The organism is Citrobacter sp. R-1.5.2 (genome assembly GCF_035064245.1).
GTDB lineage: Bacteria > Pseudomonadota > Gammaproteobacteria > Enterobacterales > Enterobacteriaceae > Citrobacter.
The window spans coordinates 408,098-430,479 of record NZ_JASEYC010000003.1; the positions used below are offsets into that span (position 1 = coordinate 408,098).

Below are 22,382 nucleotides of genomic sequence, written 5' to 3' on the forward strand. Positions count from 1 at the left end.
CGTAGCGCGATTTACGCAACAGGAATAGACTGAAGCCGAGACTCTACAAAAGATGCTAAAGGTTTTTTATGACACAACAGCCACAAGCCAAATACCGTCACGACTATCGTGCACCGGATTACCAGATTACTGATATTGACTTGACCTTTGACCTGGATGCTGAAAAAACCGTGGTCACCGCAGTGAGCCAGGCTGTCCGTCATGGTGCGTCTGATGCTCCCCTTCGCCTGAATGGTGAAGATCTGACCCTGGTGTCAATCCACGTGAACGATGAACCGTGGACAGAATATAAAGAAGAAGAGGGTGCTCTGGTCATCAGCCACCTGCCGGAACGTTTTACGCTGCGTATCGTTAATGAAATCAGCCCAGCGGCTAACACCGCACTGGAAGGGCTGTATCAGTCCGGCGATGCGCTCTGTACGCAGTGCGAAGCGGAAGGGTTTCGCCATATTACCTGGTATCTCGACAGGCCGGACGTGCTGGCGCGTTTTACCACCAAAATTATTGCCGATAAAACCCGGTATCCATTCCTGCTTTCCAACGGTAACCGTGTTGCACAGGGCGAACTGGAAAATGGTCGCCACTGGGTGCAGTGGCAGGATCCATTCCCGAAACCGTGCTATCTGTTCGCGCTGGTCGCCGGTGATTTCGACGTGCTGAGCGATACCTTTACGACCCGCTCCGGGCGTGAAGTTGCGCTGGAATTATATGTAGACCGCGGCAACCTGGACCGTGCGCCATGGGCGATGACGTCGCTGAAAAATTCCATGAAATGGGATGAAGAGCGTTTTGGTCTGGAGTATGACCTCGATATCTACATGATCGTCGCCGTGGACTTCTTTAATATGGGGGCGATGGAGAATAAAGGTCTGAACATCTTTAACTCCAAATACGTGCTGGCGCGTACCGATACTGCCACCGACAAAGACTATCTCGATATTGAGCGCGTTATCGGTCACGAATATTTTCATAACTGGACCGGCAACCGCGTCACTTGTCGTGACTGGTTCCAGTTAAGCCTGAAAGAAGGGTTAACCGTATTCCGTGATCAGGAATTTAGCTCTGATCTTGGCTCTCGCGCGGTAAACCGTATTAGCAACGTGCGTACCATGCGCGGCATGCAGTTTGCTGAAGACGCCAGCCCGATGGCGCACCCAATTCGCCCGGATATGGTCATTGAAATGAACAACTTCTACACCCTGACCGTGTACGAAAAGGGCGCTGAAGTGATTCGTATGATCCATACCTTACTGGGGGAAGCGAATTTCCAGAAGGGAATGCAGCTTTACTTTGAACGTCATGATGGTAGCGCCGCGACCTGTGATGATTTTGTGCAGGCGATGGAAGATGCGTCGAACGTTGACCTTTCACATTTCCGCCGCTGGTACAGCCAGTCCGGTACGCCGATACTGACTGTGCGTGATGACTATAATCCGACAACGGAACAATATACGCTGACTATCAGCCAGCGTACGCCAGCCACGCCGGATCAGGCTGAAAAGCAGCCCTTGCATATTCCTTTTGCCCTTGAGTTGTATGACAACGAAGGCAAAGTGATCCCGCTACAAAAAGGCGGTCACCCGGTGAATTCCGTACTCAACGTGACCCAGGCAGAGCAGACGTTTGTTTTCGATAACGTTTATTTCCAGCCGGTTCCGGCACTGCTGTGTGAGTTCTCAGCGCCGGTGAAACTGGAATATAAATGGAGCGACCAGCAACTGACCTTTCTGATGCGTCATGCCCGCAATGATTTCTCTCGTTGGGATGCGGCTCAGAGCCTGTTGGCGACCTATATTAAGCTGAATGTTGCCCGACATCAGCAGGGGCAGCCGCTGTCACTGCCGGTACACGTTGCTGACGCATTCCGTGCGATTCTGCTCGATGAGAAAATCGATCCGGCACTGGCGGCAGAGATCCTGACGCTGCCTTCCGTCAACGAGATAGCTGAGCTGTTTGAGATTATCGATCCGGTGGCGATCGCTGAGGTACGTGAAGCGTTAACCCGCACGCTGGCTGCTGAACTGGCAGATGAATTCCTGGCTATTTATAACGCCAATCATCTCGATGAGTATCGCGTTGAGCATGCCGATATTGGCAAACGTACGCTGCGCAATGCCTGCCTGCGCTTCCTGGCTTTTGGGGAAACCCAACTGGCAGACGCCCTGGTGAGCAAGCAATACCGTGAAGCGAATAACATGACTGATGCGCTGGCAGCGCTGTCTGCGGCGGTCGCAGCACAGTTGCCGTGTCGTGACGCGCTGATGCAGGAATACGACGACAAATGGCATCATGACGGTCTGGTGATGGATAAATGGTTTATCCTGCAATCTACCAGCCCGGCAGATAACGTGCTGGAGACGGTACGTGGCCTGTTGAAGCATCGCTCCTTCAGTATGAGCAACCCGAACCGTATTCGTTCTCTGATTGGTGCCTTTGCGGGTAGTAACCCGGCGGCATTCCATGCGGAAGATGGTAGCGGCTATCAGTTCCTGGTCGACATGTTGACCGAACTAAACAGCCGAAATCCTCAGGTGGCATCTCGTTTGATTGAGCCGCTGATTCGCCTAAAACGCTATGATGCAAAACGTCAGGCGAAGATGCGGGCAGCGTTGGAACAGCTGAAAGGTCTGGAAAATCTCTCCGGCGACCTGTTTGAGAAAATTACCAAAGCGTTAGCCTGAGACGTTGACCTGTAGTTTTGTAGGCCGGATAAGGCGGTAACGCCGTTATCCGGCAAAATGCCCGGTGGCGCTCATACTTACCGGGCCTACAACGTCCTGAATGTTTATCCATGCAGTCGGATTGACTGTTCTGCCTCGCCACGCTGCATCACCCGATTCAACACTTCTGCCTCCAGTTCTGCCAGACGCGCCGAACCAATCCGACGTGGTCGTGCAATATCCACCGTTAAATCCAGCCCGATTTTTCCGTCCTCAATCAGCAAAACGCGATCGGCCATTGCCACCGCTTCACTAACGTCATGGGTGACCAGCAGTACGGTAAAGCCGTGCTCTTGCCATAAAGAGACAATCAGATCCTGCATCTCAAGACGGGTTAACGCATCCAGCGCGCCGAGCGGTTCATCCAGTAGAAGCAGGCCAGGGCGGTGAATTAATGCCCGTGCGAGGGCCACTCGCTGTTTTTGCCCGCCGGAAAGAGCGGCAGGCCATTCCTCCGCCCGGTTTTCCAGGCCAACAGCGGCCAGCGCATCACGGGCCGCATCGCGCCATTGGCCTTTCAGCCCCAGACCAACGTTATCAATAACCGTTTTCCATGGCAGCAGACGCGCATCCTGAAACATCATGCGCGTATCATCCTGAATCTCTGCCAACGGGGTGGTTCCGGCAAGTAATGCGCCTGAGGTGGGAGACTCCAGTCCTGCCAACAGACGCAGTAACGTGCTTTTACCTCCGCCGCTGCGGCCCACCACGGCGACAAATTGCCCCGCCGGAATATGCAGATCCAATTGATTCAGCACCGTATTGGCGGCGTATTTTTTTGTCACGGCGCTCAGTAAAAGCGGGGTACCCTGGTTCAAGCGAGCGGTATTCATACGGTAGCCTCCTTCACATGGTAAGCCGGGTTCCAGCGCAGCCAGACCCGCTCCAGCAATTGGGCGCTGACGTCGGCAAGTTTGCCGAGCAGGGCGTAGAGAATAATGGCCACCACGACCACATCGGTTTGCAGAAATTCGCGGGCATTCATCGCCAGATAGCCAATACCGGCATTGGCTGAAATGGTTTCCGCAACGATAAGCGTCAGCCACATCAGCCCAAGGGCGAAGCGTACGCCAACCATAATCGAGGGCAGAGCGCCGGGGAGGAGCACATGGATAAACAGTGAAAAGCCGGACAATCCATAGCTGCGTGCCATCTCCACCAGGCCGCGATCGATATTGCGGATCCCGTGCCAGGTGTTGATGTAGATCGGGAACAGCGTGCCCAGGGCGACGAGAAAAATCTTGGCAGATTCATCAATGCCGAACCATAAAATCACCAGCGGGATCAGCGCCAGATGGGGAACGTTACGCAGCATCTGTACCGATGTATCCAGCAGGCGTTCTCCCCAGCGTGAAAGACCGCTAATCAGTCCCAGCGTCAGGCCAATCGATCCACCAATGGAGAATCCGACCAGTGCGCGCCAGGAGCTGATCGCCAGATGCTGCCAAAGCTCGCCGCTGGAGGAAAGCGTCCAGAAGGCTTCAATAACACCCTTCGGGGAGGGCAGGATGCGGGTGGAAAGCCAGCCCATTGTGGATGCGAACTGCCAGACCACCACCAGACCCACCGGTAAAAACCAGGGCGCGAGGCGCAATAACCACCTGTTTTTCGGTGTTGCCATTAGCTGGCTCCTTAGCTTTGTGCGACTTTACGCGGGATAAATTCGTTCGCCACCGCTTCGCCTTGTTGGTGCAGGCGCTGTGGCTGTGGAATTTCGGGTATAGCGACATCCAGATGTGGGAACAGCAGTTCACCAACTTTGTATGCCTCTTCCAGATGCGGATACCCCGACAGCACAAAGCTGTCGATACCCAGCGCGGCGTACTCGTTTATGCGCGCTGCGACAGTAGGGCCGTCGCCGACCAGCGCGGTTCCGGCGCCGCCACGCACCAGCCCAACGCCTGCCCACAGGTTCGGGCTTATTTCCAGTTTGTCGCGTTTACCGTTGTGCAGCGCGGCCATCCGCTGTTGGCCAACCGAATCCGTTCTTGAGAAGGCGGCCTGGGCTTTGGCAATCGTGTCGTCATCCAGATGGGCTATCAGACGTTCCGCTGCCTGCCACGCCTCATCCGTCGTCTCCCGCACGATCACATGCAAACGAATACCAAAGCGGATCTTGCGTCCAAGCGCTGCCGCTTTGGCTCGCACTTGCTCAATCTTCTCTTTCACCTGTTCAGGCGGTTCGCCCCAGGTCAGATAGAGATCAACCTGCTCGGCAGCCAGGTCTTGCGCGACATCGGAAGAACCGCCGAAATAAAGTGGCGGCCGGGTTGTTGTACGGGAGGAAAAAACAGCTTCGCGCCGCGGACGTGCATATGTTTGCCGTTGAAATCCACCGTTTCCCCCTGTAACAGCCGACGCCAGATCTGGGTGAATTCAGCAGAAGCTTCATAGCGCTCGGTGTGATCAAGAAACACGCCGTCGCCAGCCAGCTCCTGCGGATCGCTGCCGGTCACCAGGTTAAATAACGCCCGGCCGTTAGAGAGTCTGTCGAGCGTGGCGGCCTGGCGCGCGGCAACCGTCGGCGAGGTTACGCTTGGACGCAGCGCGACCAGAAACTTTAATCGCTGGGTGACCGGGATCATGGAGGCGGCGACCAGCCAGGCATCTTCACAGGAGCGACCGGTTGGGATCAAAACGCCGGTAAAACCCAGACGATCGGCGGCCTGTGCGATTTGCTGCAGATAGCCGTGATCGACCGGACGCGAGCCTTCTTCCGTTCCCAGATAATGACCGTCGCCGTGGGTAGGTAAAAACCAGAACATGTTCAGACTCATAATTTTGCTCCTGTCTGCTGAGTGGGTTGCCAGATACGCTGGCGAATATCGATTTTTTTCGGCAGCAACCGGTTGTCATAAAACAGATCGGCGGTTTGTTGTTGCAGGGTGGCAACAGAGGCGCTGACGGGCGAGATGGTCGTTGGCGGGCGGTGATCCAGATAAGACGCAATCACCGGCTCTGGCAGCCCCATGGTTTTGGCCAGCAGGGTAATACTTTGCTGGCGCTGGCTGAGGGTTAACGCATCGGCCTGGCTAAAGGTATCCAGCACGCCAAGAACAAACGCGCCATTTTTCTCGGCATAAGGACGCGCGGCGAGATAAAAGGAGCCGGTCTGTTTGAGGTCTGAGCCGTCTTTCAGCACGCGCACATCACCCTGCAGCAACGCGGCGGAATAGTAAGGATCCCAGATAGCCCACGCATCAACGTTACCTTGCTGGAAGGCTGCTCTGGCATCTGCGGGTGTCAGATATGTTGGTTGAATATCGGTAAATTTCAGCCCGGCCTGTTGTAAGGCTCGCAGCAGTAAATTGTGGGCGCTGGAACCTTTCTGGAAGGCGACTTTATGCCCTTTGAGCTGCGCAACGCTCTGGATCGGGCTGTTTTTGGGCACCAGAATCACTTCGGCTTTTGGTTTGGGCGGCTCGACGCCAACGTAAACCAGATCGGCTCCGGCGGCCTGGGCGAAAATCGGTGGAATGTCACCGGTACTGCCGAGATCGATACTGCCAATATTGAGTGCTTCCAGCATTTGCGGCCCTGCCGGAAACTCAATCCACGAGATTTTGGTCTGTGGGTAGCGTTTCTCCAGTAACTGATGGCTTTTTGCCAGCACCATACTGACGCTTCCTTTCTGGTAACCTATGCGCAGCGCGTCTGGTGCAGACTCTGCGGCATGGACGAGCGTTGAAAGTGACAGCAATCCGGTTAACGCCAGCCACGGCGTGTGACGCTTGAGCAGATTAAGCATGGGCGGCACCTCGCAGAGCATTCAATTGAGGAAGTTGGACATCACGACGATGCAACGCCAGCCAGAAGGTGTCGAGCGCATTATCCAGACGCAGTTGCAGGTTGGGCGTAAACTGCGGTTTATGCTGATAATCAATCACCTGTGAATCATCAGCAAAAACACCGTGCAGGATTTCCTGGGCTTTTAACGCGCTCAGCACCGGCTTAAGCGCATAATCAACGGCCAATAAATGCGCAACGGTACCGCCTGTTGCCAGCGGCAAAACCACTTTGCCTTCCAGTGCGCGTTCAGGAAGCAGATCGAGCAACGTTTTCAACGCACCGGAGTAAGCTGCTTTGTAGACCGGTGTTGCCACAATCAATCCGTCGGCGTCGTGCAGTTGTTCGACAAAGGTTTTCAGCGCCGGGCTGTCGAAGCGCGCATAAATCAGGTCTTCTGGGGCAAAGTTGTGCAGATTCCAGTGACAGACTTCGACATCCTGACCGTTCAGTTTTTCTCGGGCGTATTCCAGTAACGCGCTGGAGCGAGAGGGGAAGCGTGGGCTTCCCGCCAGAGTAATGACGCGCATAATTCCAATCTCCCCTTATAACCAATTGTTCGCTTTTATTTAACATTGATAACAATTTGTGCAGTCTGGCAGAGAGATTTTGTTTATCGAAATGATTTATACGGGATAGAAAAGTTGAAAAATGAATAAAACGGCAGAAGCAGGAAAACGATTGCTATTTATTGCCGCAGGTCAATTCCCTTTTTGCTCGCGATCGCACATAATACGCCCCCGGTTTGCACACCGGGAATCCAGGAGAGTTCATGTACTACCCCTTCGTTCGTAAAGCCCTTTTTCAGCTCGATCCTGAGCGCGCTCATGAATTGACATTCCAGCAATTACGTCGCATTACCGGCACGCCGCTTGAAGCGCTTGTCCGCCAGAAAGTACCCGCAAAACCGGTTACCTGTATGGGGCTGACGTTTAAAAACCCGCTCGGTCTTGCTGCCGGACTGGATAAAGACGGGGAGTGCATTGATGCACTTGGGGCGATGGGATTCGGCTCAATTGAAATCGGTACTGTGACGCCGCGTCCGCAGCCGGGTAACGATAAACCACGTCTGTTCCGTCTGGTTGATGCAGAAGGTTTGATCAACCGTATGGGGTTTAATAACCTGGGCGTTGATAACCTGGTGGAGAACGTCAAAAAATCGCATTTTGACGGTATTCTGGGGATTAATATTGGTAAGAATAAAGACACCCCGGTAGAGAATGGTAAAGATGACTATCTGATTTGTATGGAAAAAGTCTATGCTTATGCCGGCTATATTGCGATTAATATCTCTTCACCAAATACTCCGGGGCTGCGTACGCTACAATACGGCGAGGCTCTGGATGATCTGCTTACGGCTATTAAAAATAAGCAAAACGATCTCCAGGCGATCCACCATAAATATGTGCCGGTGGCGGTAAAGATCGCGCCGGATCTTTCTGTGGAAGAACTGATCCAAGTTGCCGACAGTTTGGTTCGTCATAATATTGATGGCGTTATTGCCACAAATACCACCCTTGATCGCTCCCTTGTTCAGGGAATGAAGAATTGTGACCAAATGGGTGGTTTGAGCGGTCGACCATTGCAATTAAAAAGTACAGAAATTATTCGTCAGTTGTCTCAGGAATTAAAAGGGCAGTTGCCGATTATTGGTGTTGGCGGGATCGACTCGGTGATTGCCGCACGGGAAAAAATGGCTGCCGGTGCTTCACTGGTACAGATTTATTCGGGATTTATTTTTAAAGGTCCGCCGTTGATTAAAGAAATCGTCAGCAATATCTGATCTATGCCTTAATCCGACAACCAGGGCTTTATTTCTAGCCCTGGTTGTTTTATATTCCTTTACTGTTGCTTATTTAAACATTCTGAGCTTTTATTATTAGGGCAATAAACGAAGCGGCAAAAGGATAGTGTCGTAATGGCGATGATTAAGGAAAGGAGAGAAACTGATGCGAATTAAACCCGACGATAACTGGCGCTGGTATTATGATGAAGAGCACGATCGAATGATGCTCGATTTAGCCAATGGCATGTTATTCCGCTCGCGTTTTGCGCGTAAAATGCTCACGCCTGATGCATTTTCTCCGTCTGGTTTTTGTGTCGATGACGCTGCGCTTTATTTCTCCTTCGAAGAAAAATGCCGTTACCTGGATTTAGCTAAAGAACAAAAAGCGGAACTGGTGTTAAATGCGCTGGTGGCTATTCGGTATCTTAAACCGCAAATGCCAAAAAGCTGGCACTTTGTAGCGCACGGCGCGAACTGGTCGCCAGTGGTCGGTGACGCTGCCTGTGTTTATTTAAGCGATACTGAAGAACAGGTAAATCTGTTAGTGGTAGAGCCGGGTGAAAATGCCGCACTGTGTTTGCTTGCACAGCCGGGCGTGGTCATTGCCGGTCGCACCATGCAACTTGGCGATGCGATTAAAATCATGAATGACAGACTGAAACCGCAGGCAATTGTCGACAGTTTCAGCCTTGAGCAGGCGGTCTAACTTTCCAGCCTGATTGCCGTTTTGGGGACACAACTGCAGCAAAGAATCGTTCCGTCATCTCCAATCGCTGATTTTTTCAGTGGGCTGACTTCACCTTCTACCAGCCGAATCCGGCAGCATCCACAAATTCCCGCACGACACGAGTAGGGAACACGGATCCCCTGGTTTTCAAGTTGTTCCAGCAATACCTGCTGATTATTTCCGCGAAACGTTTGACCTTGCCAGTCAATCATCACTGTTGCATCGGGTTGTTGTTGCAAAGCGGTATCATCAGATTCCGCCGCGCCGTACAGCCGGGCGGGTCCGGTTGCCAGTATTTCTACTTCATCACCCACACGAATTACGCCGCTATTTCGGGCGATGAGATTCTGGCCGAAATCGACATCACCGTTGTCTGGCGCTGTACGGAAGGTTTGCAGCGTTGCCAGTGGCTCTCCGGATGGATGTTTCTGACCTTTCTCTGGGCTGACGGTAGTGAAAATACAGCGACTACAGGGTTTAGCCACGTCAAAGATAACGTCGCCGATGCGTATCACTTTCCAGGTATCTTCTTCCCAGGCGCTAGCACCTACAACCACCAGGTTGGGGCGAAACTGTTCCATTTTGATGCTGGCCGGGCAGCGCTGCTGCAGATCGCGCAGAGAGGCCTCGTTTGTCAGGAGATAGGGAAAACCATCGGCAAAAGATAACGGTACGCCATCGTGCCGCTTTACCCGACGCGTCAGTTGTGGGCCAACCCAACGTAACTGCACATCACGGGAAAAGAAACCACTGATCCAGCGATTGATATCCGCTGGTGCGACCCGTGCGGTAAAATGGTTTCCCCACACTTCTGTAGGTGCATCCTGCGTGGAGAAGTCGGCAAAGCGCACTAACGCACTGCTGCCGTCTGGCGCGGTAAGATGTAGGCCGTCATGGAATGGCGACGGGGTAAAACGGACCATTTGCGGGAACTGTCGGGCGGTGATGAACGTTCCGCCAGGTTCAGTGATCATAAATATGCGATCAAAGGCAAGGCCGCTGATATCTGCCAGGGCGTGCGTTAGCCCAATGCCGCGCATTGATTTAACCGGATGGATAAAAAGTCGGGTTAACGTGACCACTGTACAGCCCCTCGAATGAAAATAAGCCTTCAACTTTATGACATACAGCCCATATTAGCTATAATGCGCAGCAATTTTCTCGGAGTAAAAGTGACATTATGAATTCTCTGTTTGCCAGTACGGCCCGCGGGCTGGAAGAGCTGTTAAAAACTGAACTGGAAAACCTCGGCGCATTGGAGTGTCAGGTCGTTCAGGGTGGGGTCCATTTTAAGGGCGACACGCGGCTTGTTTACCAGAGCCTGATGTGGAGCCGCCTGGCCTCGCGCATTATCCTGCCGATGGGAGAGTGCAAGGTCTATAGCGATCTTGATCTGTACCTCGGTGTTCAGGCAATCGACTGGACAGAGATATTTAATCCTGGTGCCACCTTTGCCGTGCATTTTAGTGGGCTGAACGAGACGATTCGTAATAGCCAGTACGGTGCACTGAAAGTAAAGGATGCGATTGTCGATGCCTTTACTCGTAAAAACCTGCCGCGTCCGAACGTAGATCGTGAATCACCCGATCTGCGCATTAACGTTTGGCTGAACAAAGATACTGCCAGCATCGCGCTCGATCTGAGCGGAGACGGCCTGCATCAGCGTGGTTATCGTGATCGTGCGGGTCAGGCACCGATTAAAGAGACGCTGGCGGCCGCCATTGTGATGCGTTCAGGCTGGCAGCCGGGTACGCCGCTGCTCGATCCGATGTGTGGTTCCGGTACGTTGCTGATTGAAGCCGCAATGTGGGCAACCGATCGCGCGCCTGGTCTGCACCGTGGGTACTGGGGGTTCAGTGGCTGGGCTCAGCATGATGAAACCGTCTGGCAAGAAGTGAAAGCTGAAGCACAGGTGCGTGCGCGCAAAGGGTTGGCGGACTATACCTCGCACTTCTATGGATCAGATAGCGATGCCCGCGTGATTGAAAAAGCGCGCAGTAACGCCCGCCGTGCCGGTATTGCCGATCTGATGACGTTTGAAGTCAAAGATGTCGCCAAACTGAGCAACCCGTTGCCGAAAGGACCTTACGGTACTGTTATCAGCAACCCACCCTACGGCGAGCGTCTGGACAGTGAACCGGCATTGATTGCTCTGCACAGCCTGCTGGGACGCACGATGAAAAACCAGTTTGGCGGCTGGAATCTGTCGCTGTTCAGTGCATCACCCGATTTGCTCAGCAGTCTGCAATTGCGCGCGGACAAACAGTTTAAAGCGAAAAATGGCCCGCTGGACTGTGTACAGAAAAACTATCACGTTGCAGAAACGACCGCTGACAGTAAACCTGCAACAGTGGCGGAAGATTATGCCAACCGCCTGCGTAAGAATATTAAGAAGTTGGAAAAATGGGCTCGTCAGGAAGGGATTGAATGCTATCGCCTGTACGATGCTGATCTGCCGGAATATAACGTTGCGGTTGACCGCTATGGCGACTGGGTTGTGGTTCAGGAATATGCGCCGCCGAAGACGGTTGATGCGCAGAAAGCACGTCAGCGCCTGTTCGACATCATTGCCGCTACGCTGTCGGTACTGGAAATCGCACCAAACAAACTGGTGCTGAAAACCCGTGAGCGTCAGAAAGGGAAGAACCAATACCAGAAGATGAACGAGAAGGGCGAATTCATTGAGGTGAGCGAGTATAACGCACGCCTGTGGGTCAACCTGACCGATTATCTGGATACCGGCCTGTTCCTTGATCACCGTATTGCACGCCGCATGTTGGGGCAGATGAGCAAAGGGAAAGACTTCCTTAACCTGTTCTCCTATACCGGTAGCGCGAGTGTACATGCCGGATTGGGTGGCGCGCGCAGCACTACAACGGTAGATATGTCGCGTACCTATCTGGAATGGGCAGAGCGTAACCTGCGACTGAACGGGCTAAGCGGACGTGCGCACCGCTTAATTCAGGCTGATTGCTTGGGCTGGCTGCGTGATGCCAATGAACAGTTTGATCTGATCTTCATTGATCCGCCGACGTTCTCAAACTCTAAGCGTATGGAAGACTCGTTTGATGTGCAGCGCGATCATCTGGCGCTAATGAAAGATCTGAAACGTCTGCTACGCAAAGACGGCACGATTATGTTCTCCAACAACAAACGTGGATTCCGTATGGATCTCGACGGTCTGGCTGAACTGGGATTGAAAGCACAAGAAATTACCCAAAAAACGCTTTCCCAGGACTTTGCCCGTAACCGTCAGATCCACAATTGCTGGCTGATTACCTCAGCCTGAAAGGAAAAATAAATGTCATTGATCAGTATGCATGGTGCATGGCTGTCGTTCAGCGATGCGCCACTTCTTGATAATGCAGAATTGCATATCGAGGATAACGAACGCGTCTGTCTGGTAGGCCGTAACGGTGCGGGCAAATCGACGCTGATGAAGATCCTGAACCGTGAGCAGGGTCTTGACGACGGGCGTATTATTTATGAGCAGGATCTGGTTGTAGCGCGTCTGCAACAGGATCCGCCGCGCAATGTCGAAGGCAGCGTCTATGACTTCGTTGCCGAAGGCATTGCAGAGCAGGCGGTGTATCTCAAGCGTTACCACGATATCTCGCATCTGGTGATCACCGATCCGAGTGATAAAAACCTGCAGGAACTGGCGAAGGTTCAGGAACAGCTGGATCACCACAATCTGTGGCAGCTGGAAAGCCGTATCAACGAAGTACTTGAACAGCTTGGGCTGGAGCCAGACATGGAGCTGGCATCGCTTTCCGGCGGCTGGCTGCGTAAAGCCGCGCTGGGCCGGGCGTTAGTCAGCAATCCGCGCATATTGCTGCTGGATGAACCGACCAACCACCTGGATATTGAAACCATCGACTGGCTGGAAGGGTTCCTGAAAACCTTTAACGGCACGATCATTTTTATCTCCCACGACCGTTCGTTTATTCGCAATATGGCAACGCGCATTGTCGATCTCGATCGCGGCAAGCTGGTGACCTATCCGGGTAATTACGATCAGTACCTGCTGGAAAAAGAAGAAGCGCTGCGGGTAGAAGAGCTACAGAATGCGGAGTTTGACCGCAAACTGGCGCAGGAAGAAGTCTGGATCCGTCAGGGTATTAAGGCGCGTCGTACCCGCAATGAAGGTCGTGTGCGTGCGCTGAAGGCCATGCGTCGGGAGCGCGGTGAGCGTCGTGAAGTGATGGGTACGGCGAAGATGCAGGTTGAAGAAGCGAGCCGCTCAGGCAAGATTGTCTTCGAAATGGAGAATGTTGATTACCAGGTTGACGGGAAGCAACTGGTAAAAGATTTCTCCGCGCAGGTGCAGCGCAGCGACAAAATTGCCTTAATTGGACCTAACGGCTGCGGCAAAACGACGCTGCTTAAACTGATGCTGGGACAATTGCAGGCTGACAGTGGTCGCATCCACGTCGGGACGAAGCTGGAAGTTGCCTATTTCGACCAGCACCGTGCTGAACTGGATCCGGATAAAACCGTGATGGATAACCTTGCCGAAGGTAAGCAAGAGGTGATGGTGAACGGTAAGCCGCGCCATGTGCTGGGCTATCTTCAGGACTTCCTGTTCCATCCGAAACGCGCGATGACGCCGGTACGTGCATTGTCTGGCGGGGAACGCAATCGTCTGCTGCTGGCGCGTCTGTTCCTGAAACCCAGCAACCTTTTGATTCTCGATGAACCCACCAACGATCTCGACGTCGAAACGCTGGAACTGCTCGAAGAGTTGATTGACGGTTATCAGGGGACCGTATTGCTGGTAAGCCACGACCGTCAGTTTGTTGACAATACGGTTACCGAGTGCTGGATTTTTGAAGGTGGCGGCAAGATTGGTCGTTATGTGGGCGGTTATCATGACGCACGTGGCCAACAAACACAGTATGTGGCGTTAAAACAACCCGTTGAGAAAAAAACTGAGGAAACTGTTGCACCTAAAGCAGAAATTGTAAAACGCGGCACAAGCAAACTAAGCTATAAACTACAGCGCGAACTGGAGCAGCTTCCTGCATTGCTGGAATCGTTGGAAGCTAAGCTGGAAACATTACAAGCTCAGGTGGCTGATGCCTCATTTTTCAGTCAACCGCATGAGCAAACGCAGCAGGTATTAGCTAATCTGAACGAAGCGGAACAAGAACTTGAGCAAGCCTTTGAGCGCTGGGAGTATCTTGAGTCTTTAAAGAATGGCGCATAATTAAAGGAGCACATATGTGCGAACATCACCATGCCGCGAAGCATATTTTGTGCTCGCAGTGTGACATGCTGGTGGCGCTTCCTCGCCTTGAGCATGGTCAGAAAGCGGCATGTCCACGATGTGGCACTACGTTAACTGTTGAATGGGACGCGCCAAGGCAGCGTCCCACCGCCTATGTTTTAGCGGCACTTTTTATGCTGCTTTTGTCCAACCTGTTTCCCTTTGTGAATATGAATGTCGCAGGGGTGAGCAGCGAAGTCACGTTGCTGGAAATCCCCAGTGTTCTTTTTTCGGAAGACTATGCCAGTCTCGGCACTTTCTTTTTGCTCTTCGTGCAACTGGTTCCCGCTTTTTGCCTGCTGACTATTTTACTGCTGGTGAATCGGGTTGAGATGCCGGGGCGGCTCAAAGCGCGGTTAGCGCGCGTCTTGTTCCAGTTAAAAAGCTGGGGAATGGCGGAAATCTTCCTCGCGGGCGTGCTGGTCAGTTTTGTTAAGCTCATGGCCTATGGCGATATCGGTGTGGGCAGTAGTTTCATCCCGTGGTGCTTCTTTTGCCTTCTCCAGTTACGCGCATTCCAGTGTGTTGATCGTCGCTGGCTGTGGGATGATATTGCGCCTATGCCGGCTATCAAACAGGTCTTAAAGCCAGGCGTACCCGGTATCCGGCAAGGATTGCGTTCCTGCTCCTGTTGCACAGCTATTCTTCCGGCTGAAGAGCTGGTGTGTCCGCGCTGTCAAACGAAAGGCTATGTGCGACGTAAAAACAGTTTGCAATGGACACTGGCATTACTGTTCACGTCGATCATGCTTTATCTTCCCGCCAATATTCTGCCGATTATGATCACCGATTTGCTCGGGTCAAAGCTGCCGTCAACCATCCTTGAGGGTGTGGTTTTAATCTGGAGCGAAGGTTCTTATCCCGTGGCTGCGGTTATCTTTATCGCCAGTATTCTGGTGCCGACGTTGAAAATGATCGCGATCGCCTGGCTATGCTGGGATGCCAAAGGGCATGGCAAACGCGACAGCGAACGTATGCACCTGATTTATGAGGTGGTGGAATTTGTCGGTCGCTGGTCAATGATCGACGTTTTTGTTATTGCGGTGCTCTCAGCGCTGGTGCGTATGGGAGGGTTGATGAACATTTATCCTGCAATGGGTGCTTTGATGTTTGCTTTAGTCGTCATTATGACAATGTTTTCTGCGATGACGTTTGATCCACGTCTGTCGTGGGACCGTGAACCAGAACCAGGCCATGAGGAGTCCTGACAGCATGGAATCTAAAAGTGGGGAAGCCAAAGTGCAGAAGGTAAAAAACTGGTCGCCCGTGTGGATATTTCCGATCGTCACTGCACTCATTGGCGCATGGGTTCTGTTTTACCACTACAGCCATCAGGGGCCGGAAGTCACGTTGATTACGACCAATGCCGAAGGTATTGAAGGGGGTAAAACGACGATTAAAAGCCGTAGTGTGGATGTCGGCGTGGTTGAAAGCGCTACCCTGACGGATGATTTGACCCATGTGGAAATTAAAGCACGTCTCAATTCCGGGATGGAAAAGCTGCTGCATAAAGATTCGGTCTTTTGGGTGGTGAAGCCGCAAGTGGGACGTGAAGGTATCAGTGGCCTGGGAACGCTGTTGTCCGGGGCATATATTGAGCTGCAACCCGGTAATAAAGGCAGCAAGCTGGAAAATTACCAATTGCTCGATTCTCCACCGCTGGCACCGCCTGATGCAAAAGGGATCCGCGTGATCCTGGACAGTAAAAAAGCAGGACAATTGAGTCCGGGTGACCCGGTTCTGTTCCGTGGATATCGCGTGGGCTCGGTTGAGACCAGTACGTTTGATGCGCAAAAACGTACGATCAGTTACCAGCTTTTCATCAATGCGCCAAACGATCGACTGGTAACCAGTAATGTCCGTTTCTGGAAGGACAGCGGTATTGCCGTCGATCTCACTTCGGCGGGTATGCGAGTGGAAATGGGCTCGCTCACCACGCTGTTTGGCGGCGGAGTCAGCTTTGACGTACCGGAAGGGCTGGAACAAGGCCAACCGGTTGAACAGCACTCCTCTTTTAATCTGTATGACGATCAAAAAAGTATTCAGGATTCCTTGTATACCGATCACATTGATTACCTGATGTTCTTCAAGGACTCAATTCGTGGTCTGCAACCGGGGGCGCCGTTGGAGTTCCGTGGCATACGCCTGGGTACCGTAAGTAAAGTGCCTTTCTTTGCGCCAAATATGCGCCAGGTATTTAACAACGATTACCGCATTCCTGTTCTGGTGCGTATCGAACCTGAACGGCTGAAAGCGCAGTTGGGTGAAGACACCGATGTGGGGGCTCATCTTGCTGAGTTGCTCAAACGTGGACTGAGAGGGTCATTGAAGACGGGGAACCTGGTGACCGGCGCGCTGTATGTCGATCTCGACTTTTACCCGAAAGAGCCGCCAATTACAGGAGTGCGCGAGTTTAATGGTTATCAAATTATTCCGACAGTGAGCGGCGGTCTGGCGCAGATTCAGCAGCGTCTGATGGAAGCGTTGGATAAGATTAATAGTCTACCGCTGAACCCGATGATTGAGCAGGCAACCAATACGCTGTCGGAAAGCCAGCGCACGATGAAGCATCTGCAAACTACGCTGGATAACATGAATAAGATCACGTCCAGCCAGTCGATGCAGCAGCTTCCTGCGGATATGCAGAATACGTTGCGTGAACTGAATCGCAGCATGCAGGGCTTCCAGCCGGGTTCTGCGGCCTACAACAAGATGGTGGCAGATATGCAGCGTCTTGATCAGGTACTGCGTGAGCTGCAGCCGGTTCTGAAAACGCTGAACGACAAGAGTAACGCGCTGGTGTTTGAAGCGAAGGACAAAAAAGATCCAGAGCCGAAGAGGGCGAAACAATGAAAAAGTGGCTAGTGGTGATGATGGCGGTCTGGCTGACGTCATGTAGCTCCAGCGGAGAGAATAAAAGCTATTATCAGCTCCCCATTGCGCAAGGGGGGGTACAAAGTTCAGCTAATCAGGGCAACCGCCTGCTGTGGGTTGAACAGGTTGCAGTACCTGATTACCTGGCGGGGAATGGTGTGGTGTACCAGACCAGCGACGTGAAGTATGTGATAGCGAATAACAATCTCTGGGCCAGCCCACTGGATCAGCAGTTGCGTAATACCCTTGTCGCAAATCTCAGTATGCAACTTCCTGGCTGGGTGGTTGCATCTCAGCCGTTGGGAAGCACCCAGGATACGCTTAACGTGACGGTGACAGGCTTTCACGGACGTTACGATGGCAAAGTGATTGTCAGCGGTGAATGGTTGCTTAATCACCAGGGGCAATTAATCAAGCGTCCGTTCCATATCGAAGTTGTACAGACGCAGGATGGCTACGATGAAATGGTGAAAGTTCTGGCCATCGCCTGGAGTCAGGAAGCGACGGCAATCGCACAAGAGCTGAAACGCATTCCATAAGCTTAAATAATTGTAAATTATGCCGCCTCAGGCTCATCGCCAGAGGCGGTTTTTTTATTTTTTTAGTGGTTGAGGTAGCTGTTCTGACAGAGAATTTTTGTACAAATGATTTACCAGCTAGCTCACAAATATGACACTGGCGTGAATTTTGCGCATTGACGAGCCTGATGTTTAGGGGTATTCGTTTAGTGTGATTGCACACTTAGTAATCACTGTTTTCTTTTCCACCAGACCCAAAAATGAGGGAAACGAGGCATGAAGAGACAAAAACGAGATCGCCTGGAACGGGCACATCAACGTGGATATCAGGCCGGCATTGCCGGACGCTCAAAAGAAATGTGTCCCTATCAGACGCTGAATCAGAGGTCATACTGGCTGGGAGGCTGGCGAGAAGCCATGGGGGATAGGGTTTTAATGGCCTGATTCTGTCTCTTTAGATAAAAGAAACCTCCGCAGAGCGGAGGTTTCGCCTTTTGTAGACCGGCGAATTAACGTACGTGGTCATTAGGCCATGTCGCACACCAGATCTACAGATGTCTGCAATTAGAACGCCGAGGTGTCCTGGAACAGACCCACTTTCAGATCATTTGCGGTGTAGATCAGACGACCATCAACCAGCACTTCACCATCAGCCAGACCCATGATCAGGCGGCGGTTAACGATGCGTTTGAAGTGAATGCGGTAGGTGACTTTCTTCGCGGTCGGCAGAACCTGACCTGTGAATTTCACTTCGCCCACGCCCAGCGCACGGCCTTTACCTTCGCCGCCCAACCAGCCGAGATAGAATCCAACCAGCTGCCACATGGCATCCAGACCCAGGCAACCTGGCATTACCGGATCGCCGATAAAATGGCATCCGAAGAACCACAGGTCCGGGTTGATGTCCAGTTCAGCTTCCACATAACCTTTGTCAAAGTTGCCGCCGGTTTCGGTCATCTTGATGACACGATCCATCATCAGCATGCTTGGTGCAGGCAGTTGTGGGCCTTTAGCACCAAACAGCTCACCGCGACCAGAGGCAAGAAGGTCTTCTTTTGTATAGGATTCGCGTTTATCTACCATGTTCTCTGTAAGCCTTATTTTATTGAAGCACGCAGGATAGCTAACACGTGTACGCTGAACAAGTCCGATCAGTTCGGAATAATCCAATTCAGCCAACGTAGCGGCCATGGAAAACGATGACGGCCTTCCTGTTGCGTTGCCGCAGCAATACGCTCCTGGATAGTTTGCATCAGCGTCGTCTGACCTTCGCCATCCCACACCAAATTTAATAGCAGTGGCAGCGCATCGGTTACGTCGTCTACTGCCCAGATAGTGAATTTTTCTTCTTCAACTGCCTGCAGCAGTGCGGGTGGCAGGCTCAGATGTCTGACGTTGGCTGTAGGGATAATCACCCCCTGAGTCCCCGTTAATTCACGCTGCTGGCAGATGGCAAAGAAGCCTTCAATTTTCTCATTCAGACCGCCGACAGGTTGAGCACGACCAAACTGATCGACAGAACCGGTTATCGCGATGCTTTGATTGACAGGAACGTCAGCGAGGGCGCTGATCAGCGCACACAGTTCTGCCATTGAGGCGCTGTCACCGTCTACTTCACTGTATGATTGCTCAAATGTCAGAGAGGCAGAGAACGGTATTTGTTGTTCAAGCTGGAGTTCCGACATCAGGAACGCCTGCATAATCATCATACCTTTGGCATGAATATTTCCGCCCAACTCTGCTTTACGTTCAATATCGGTAAATTCGCCATCGCCAATATGCACGACGCAACTGATACGTGAAGGTTCACCAAACGCGCGGGGATGACCTGGAAATTCAATCACCGACAGGGCGTTTATTTGCCCAATACGCTCGCCTTCCGTTTCAATGAGGATCTGCTCTTGCAGGATCTCATCCTGCATCCGTTCAGAGAGGAATCCTTCTCGCCACTCACGTTGAGCAAGCATCAGACTCAATTGCTCCGCAGTGCAGGTATCACCGTCGCAAAGAGGGGACACTTCTTTGAACTGGCGAGTGATCCATAGCGGATTAAGCGGCAGCGTGTCCTGTTCGCCGGTATAGCGAACGGCTTCGCGGATGAGAACCTGCCATGCATCGGCAGCGGGATAGGGCAGATTGTTGCGTCGGGCAGTATGCGTTACCCACTGACACCACTGTGTCATGGTTTCGGCATCCACTATCTGCAAGTTATCCTCAAATTCGCTGTAGATAGCCTGTTCTGCCAGTTCTGGTTCCATTTCCTGGAAGTCTGCCAGCGATTCACGTTCGCCGACCAACACCACTTTCAGTTTAAGCGGCATAGAAGGGACGGAGACTGGCAGGGGGCGAGACTCGTCAAAGGCTACCCAGTCAAAACGCTCGTGGCTGACAATGGCTTTCAGGCGCATCCACAACAACGGCTGAGCCAAAAGTGTGCGCAATGAGATAACCAGCACACCGCCGTTGGCCTGATGGACCAGTCCCGGTTGCAGCGTAATTTCGCCATTGAACTGGCGCAGACAGCCAAACAGCTGTTCGGCCTCAACCCAGTCCGCATTAACCACCTGAGTTAACGTTGCAAAGTTGTCGTCTGCTTTCTCCGCTGCGCGGTAACGAATAGTGTGGCCGGATACATCGTAATGCCCCCCGGTTAACCTATCGGCATCCGTATGCAAGGTACGTGCAGCCGTTGCAATAAGATTGAGATACTCCAGCTCTTCGGGCGCTTTCACCAGCATAAACGAGGACGTAGCCCAGTGCTGAAGAAGCTGCTCTAGCGCGAATTGTAAACGTGGCTGAGTATCACTGAGTAAGGTATCGGTGTCGTCAGTGACGTGCGGCTGTGCAAATATTTCCTGATAGCTGTCGGTATCAGGAACCAGATCACGCCATGCAAGTTTCGTAATGGTCAAAGTTGATGTTTTTTAGTCTGTTGTAAAAAACGAGATTATACCGTAACCATCAGCACTGCACACGTGGAAAGCACCGCTAAACGGATGTGATGACGCGCGACAGTTCACAGGCTGGATATTCTTTTCTTCAGATGCCCAAAAAGCTGATATTCTGATAAGAGTTACACGGTAACATTGAGATCGCAATGAAATATCAACAACTTGAAAATCTTGAAAGCGGATGGAAATGGAAGTACCTGGTGAAGAAGCATCGCGAGGGGGAGTTGATTACCCGCTATGTGGAAGCCAGTGCTGCCAAAGAAGCCGTTGATTTGTTGCTAACCCTCGAAAATGAACCGGTTCGGGTCAACGCCTGGATTGAAGAATACATGAACCCAGCACTGCTCAATCGCATGAAGCAAACGATCCGGGCGAGGCGTAAGCGGCACTTTAATGCAGAACATCAACATACGCGTAAGAAATCGATCGATCTGGAGTTTATGGTCTGGCAGCGTTTAGCCGGGCTTGCGCAGCGACGTGGTAAAACGCTCTCAGAAACGATTGTGCAGTTGATTGAAGATGCGGAGCATAAAGAAAAGTATGCGAACAAGATGTCGACATTGAAGCAGGATCTTCAGGCGTTACTGGGTAAAGAGTAGGGTACGGGTAACGTCAATATGGAGCGTACCTGTGTTTTTGAATGATATGCAGGTAAAAAAAAACCCCGCCTGGCGGGGTTTTTTTATAAGACGATAACTTAAGCCTGAGGCTGAGTTACAACGTCTTTGATACCTTTAACTTCGATCTCAACACGACGATCCGGAGCCAGGCAGTCGATCAGTGCAGCGCGAGCTTTCACGTTGTCACAGGTGTTGCCAGTAACCGGGTTGGATTCGCCCATACCACGTGCGGAGATTTTGTCAGAAGGGATACCTTTAGAGATCAGGTAATCAACAACGGACTGAGCACGTTTCTCAGACAGACCCTGGTTGTAAGCGTCAGAACCGATGCGGTCAGTGAAGCCCAGAACAACGACGGAACCGTCTTTCGGATCCAGGTTGCTCAGCTGGCTGTACATCTGATCCAGAGCCTGCTGGCCTTCTGGTTTCAGAGTCGCTTTGTTGAAGTTGAACAGAACGTCAGACTTCAGAGTGAAGTGTTTGGTCTGTACTTCTGGAGCCGGAGCCGGAGCCGGAGCAACTACCGGAGCTGCTTCTTCCTGCTGGCCGAAACGGTAAGAAACACCAACGCTCAACAGACCGTTGTCTGGACGACCACCAACGGTGTTCGCGTCACCGATGTTGTTAGTCCACTGGTATTCCAGACGGGTAGCGATTTCAGGAGTAATTGCATACTCTACGCCGCCAGCGAATACTGGGGATACACCAGTGTCGTGGTCTTTGAAGCCGTCGTTGTTTTTAGCATCTGCACGCCAAACCATACCACCCAGACGGGTATAAACGTCCAGATCGTCAGTGATTGGGTAACCCAGTTTAGCGGTCAGCTGAACGCCCTGAGCTTTGAATGCGCCATTTTCAGTGTTGCCTTTGTACGGCATACGACCTAACCAGTCGTAACCCATTTCAAAACCAACGTACGGGTTAACCTGGTAACCACCGAACGCACCAGCACCCAGTTGGCTTTCGTGGGTCGGTCCGTTGTTGTTGATCTGATTGTTGCCGATGTCATGGAACTGGGACCAACCCAGTTTAGCACCAGTATACCAGGTGTTATCTTTCGGAGCGGCCTGCGCCACGGTAGCGAAACCAGCCAGTGCCACTGCAATTGCGATAGCTGTCTTTTTCATTTTA

General features: G+C 52.2%; 18 protein-coding genes and 1 pseudogene. 10 read left to right on the forward strand and 9 right to left on the reverse strand.

From position 1 onward, the window contains the following. Positions 1–68 precede the first annotated feature (68 nt). Positions 69–2,681, forward strand: a complete 2,613-nt coding sequence (pepN, locus tag QMN38_RS08820) for an aminopeptidase N (RefSeq protein WP_271457399.1) — start codon at positions 69–71, stop codon at positions 2,679–2,681. A 104-nt stretch (positions 2,682–2,785) separates the two neighbouring features. Here pepN and ssuB read toward each other — a convergent pair whose 3' ends face one another. The 5 genes and pseudogenes from ssuB to ssuE form a co-directional block, all read right to left on the reverse strand. Further along, positions 2,786–3,553: an aliphatic sulfonates ABC transporter ATP-binding protein gene (gene ssuB, locus QMN38_RS08825; protein ID WP_271457400.1), complete on the reverse strand. Its 768-nt coding sequence runs from the start codon at positions 3,551–3,553 to the stop codon at positions 2,786–2,788. Further along, positions 3,550–4,341 (reverse strand): aliphatic sulfonate ABC transporter permease SsuC, encoded by a 792-nt coding sequence (gene ssuC, locus QMN38_RS08830; RefSeq protein WP_323604855.1) that lies wholly within the window; start codon positions 4,339–4,341, stop codon positions 3,550–3,552. The genes ssuB and ssuC overlap by 4 nt, the downstream gene beginning before the upstream one ends. 11 nt (positions 4,342–4,352) lie before the next feature. Next, positions 4,353–5,497, reverse strand: a pseudogene (gene ssuD / locus QMN38_RS08835) (FMNH2-dependent alkanesulfonate monooxygenase). Next, a complete protein-coding gene (locus QMN38_RS08840) occupies positions 5,494–6,468 on the reverse strand; it encodes a sulfonate ABC transporter substrate-binding protein (protein ID WP_271449328.1) in 975 nt (324 codons plus the stop codon). Before QMN38_RS08840 ends, ssuD begins: the two are co-directional and overlap by 4 nt. Then, positions 6,461–7,036, reverse strand: a complete 576-nt coding sequence (ssuE, locus tag QMN38_RS08845) for an NADPH-dependent FMN reductase (protein ID WP_061381850.1) — start codon at positions 7,034–7,036, stop codon at positions 6,461–6,463. The genes QMN38_RS08840 and ssuE overlap by 8 nt, the downstream gene beginning before the upstream one ends. Positions 7,037–7,278: 242 nt before the next feature. On the opposite strand from ssuE, the gene pyrD reads away from it, so the two are divergent. Together pyrD and zapC are read left to right on the forward strand one after the other, a co-directional pair. After that, complete coding sequence (pyrD, locus tag QMN38_RS08850; RefSeq protein WP_101742829.1) at positions 7,279–8,289, forward strand: quinone-dependent dihydroorotate dehydrogenase; 1,011 nt, start codon at positions 7,279–7,281, stop codon at positions 8,287–8,289. A 166-nt stretch (positions 8,290–8,455) separates the two neighbouring features. After that, complete coding sequence (zapC, locus tag QMN38_RS08855; protein ID WP_271442110.1) at positions 8,456–8,998, forward strand: cell division protein ZapC; 543 nt, start codon at positions 8,456–8,458, stop codon at positions 8,996–8,998. Here zapC and QMN38_RS08860 read toward each other — a convergent pair. Further along, positions 8,995–10,101, reverse strand: a complete 1,107-nt coding sequence (locus tag QMN38_RS08860; protein WP_323604856.1) for a YcbX family protein — start codon at positions 10,099–10,101, stop codon at positions 8,995–8,997. The two genes, zapC and QMN38_RS08860, sit on opposite strands and share 4 nt — an antisense overlap. A gap of 98 nt (positions 10,102–10,199) precedes the next feature. Here QMN38_RS08860 and rlmKL point away from each other — a divergent pair, with 98 nt between their 5' ends. The 6 genes from rlmKL to rmf all read left to right on the forward strand — a co-directional run bounded on the left by rlmKL (position 10,200) and on the right by rmf (position 18,124). Continuing rightward, positions 10,200–12,308, forward strand: coding sequence for a bifunctional 23S rRNA (guanine(2069)-N(7))-methyltransferase RlmK/23S rRNA (guanine(2445)-N(2))-methyltransferase RlmL (gene rlmKL, locus QMN38_RS08865; protein ID WP_323604857.1), 2,109 nt, complete (start codon positions 10,200–10,202; stop codon positions 12,306–12,308). A gap of 12 nt (positions 12,309–12,320) precedes the next feature. Then, positions 12,321–14,228 carry an ABC transporter ATP-binding protein gene (locus tag QMN38_RS08870; RefSeq protein ID WP_271442107.1) on the forward strand — a complete coding sequence of 636 codons (1,908 nt, stop codon included), beginning with the start codon at positions 12,321–12,323 and terminating at the stop codon, positions 14,226–14,228. Between the two features lie 14 nt (positions 14,229–14,242). Further along, entirely contained in the window at positions 14,243–15,496 is a 1,254-nt protein-coding gene (gene pqiA, locus QMN38_RS08875) for a membrane integrity-associated transporter subunit PqiA (protein ID WP_271457408.1), read from the forward strand. Between the two features lie 4 nt (positions 15,497–15,500). Next, entirely contained in the window at positions 15,501–17,141 is a 1,641-nt protein-coding gene (gene pqiB, locus QMN38_RS08880) for an intermembrane transport protein PqiB (RefSeq protein WP_137382848.1), read from the forward strand. Next, on the forward strand, positions 17,138–17,701 hold the full coding sequence (gene pqiC, locus QMN38_RS08885) for a membrane integrity-associated transporter subunit PqiC (RefSeq protein WP_271442105.1): 564 nt from the start codon (positions 17,138–17,140) through the stop codon (positions 17,699–17,701). The genes pqiB and pqiC overlap by 4 nt, the downstream gene beginning before the upstream one ends. A 255-nt stretch (positions 17,702–17,956) precedes the next feature. Beyond that, positions 17,957–18,124, forward strand: a complete 168-nt coding sequence (gene rmf, locus QMN38_RS08890; RefSeq protein WP_003035871.1) for a ribosome modulation factor — start codon at positions 17,957–17,959, stop codon at positions 18,122–18,124. A 120-nt stretch (positions 18,125–18,244) separates the two neighbouring features. Here the strand turns inward: rmf and fabA are convergent, their stop codons facing one another. After that, entirely contained in the window at positions 18,245–18,763 is a 519-nt protein-coding gene (fabA, locus tag QMN38_RS08895) for a bifunctional 3-hydroxydecanoyl-ACP dehydratase/trans-2-decenoyl-ACP isomerase (protein ID WP_003035875.1), read from the reverse strand. Between the two features lie 68 nt (positions 18,764–18,831). Beyond that, the gene (locus QMN38_RS08900; protein WP_271457409.1) at positions 18,832–20,592 is read right to left on the reverse strand and encodes a Lon protease family protein; all 1,761 of its coding nucleotides are present in this window, start codon (positions 20,590–20,592) and stop codon (positions 18,832–18,834) included. Between the two features lie 185 nt (positions 20,593–20,777). On the opposite strand from QMN38_RS08900, the gene matP reads away from it, so the two are divergent. After that, positions 20,778–21,230, forward strand: coding sequence for a macrodomain Ter protein MatP (matP, locus tag QMN38_RS08905; RefSeq protein WP_005123520.1), 453 nt, complete (start codon positions 20,778–20,780; stop codon positions 21,228–21,230). 98 nt (positions 21,231–21,328) lie between these two features. Here matP and ompA read toward each other — a convergent pair whose 3' ends face one another. Further along, positions 21,329–22,378 carry a porin OmpA gene (ompA, locus tag QMN38_RS08910; protein ID WP_048212110.1) on the reverse strand — a complete coding sequence of 350 codons (1,050 nt, stop codon included), beginning with the start codon at positions 22,376–22,378 and terminating at the stop codon, positions 21,329–21,331. Positions 22,379–22,382: the final 4 nt, after the last annotated feature.

What these genes read in the sequence shown, in the direction of transcription:
- pepN (WP_271457399.1), top strand. Translation starts at nt 69, where the DNA reads ATGACACAACAGCCACAAGCCAAATACCGTCACGACTATCGTGCACCG.
- ssuB (WP_271457400.1), bottom strand. Translation starts at nt 3,553, where the DNA reads ATGAATACCGCTCGCTTGAACCAGGGTACCCCGCTTTTACTGAGCGCC.
- ssuC (WP_323604855.1), bottom strand. Translation starts at nt 4,341, where the DNA reads ATGGCAACACCGAAAAACAGGTGGTTATTGCGCCTCGCGCCCTGGTTT.
- QMN38_RS08840 (WP_271449328.1), bottom strand. Translation starts at nt 6,468, where the DNA reads ATGCTTAATCTGCTCAAGCGTCACACGCCGTGGCTGGCGTTAACCGGA.
- ssuE (WP_061381850.1), bottom strand. Translation starts at nt 7,036, where the DNA reads ATGCGCGTCATTACTCTGGCGGGAAGCCCACGCTTCCCCTCTCGCTCC.
- pyrD (WP_101742829.1), top strand. Translation starts at nt 7,279, where the DNA reads ATGTACTACCCCTTCGTTCGTAAAGCCCTTTTTCAGCTCGATCCTGAG.
- zapC (WP_271442110.1), top strand. Translation starts at nt 8,456, where the DNA reads ATGCGAATTAAACCCGACGATAACTGGCGCTGGTATTATGATGAAGAG.
- rlmKL (WP_323604857.1), top strand. Translation starts at nt 10,200, where the DNA reads ATGAATTCTCTGTTTGCCAGTACGGCCCGCGGGCTGGAAGAGCTGTTA.
- QMN38_RS08870 (WP_271442107.1), top strand. Translation starts at nt 12,321, where the DNA reads ATGTCATTGATCAGTATGCATGGTGCATGGCTGTCGTTCAGCGATGCG.
- pqiA (WP_271457408.1), top strand. Translation starts at nt 14,243, where the DNA reads ATGTGCGAACATCACCATGCCGCGAAGCATATTTTGTGCTCGCAGTGT.
- pqiB (WP_137382848.1), top strand. Translation starts at nt 15,501, where the DNA reads ATGGAATCTAAAAGTGGGGAAGCCAAAGTGCAGAAGGTAAAAAACTGG.
- pqiC (WP_271442105.1), top strand. Translation starts at nt 17,138, where the DNA reads ATGAAAAAGTGGCTAGTGGTGATGATGGCGGTCTGGCTGACGTCATGT.
- rmf (WP_003035871.1), top strand. Translation starts at nt 17,957, where the DNA reads ATGAAGAGACAAAAACGAGATCGCCTGGAACGGGCACATCAACGTGGA.
- fabA (WP_003035875.1), bottom strand. Translation starts at nt 18,763, where the DNA reads ATGGTAGATAAACGCGAATCCTATACAAAAGAAGACCTTCTTGCCTCT.
- matP (WP_005123520.1), top strand. Translation starts at nt 20,778, where the DNA reads ATGAAATATCAACAACTTGAAAATCTTGAAAGCGGATGGAAATGGAAG.
- ompA (WP_048212110.1), bottom strand. Translation starts at nt 22,378, where the DNA reads ATGAAAAAGACAGCTATCGCAATTGCAGTGGCACTGGCTGGTTTCGCT.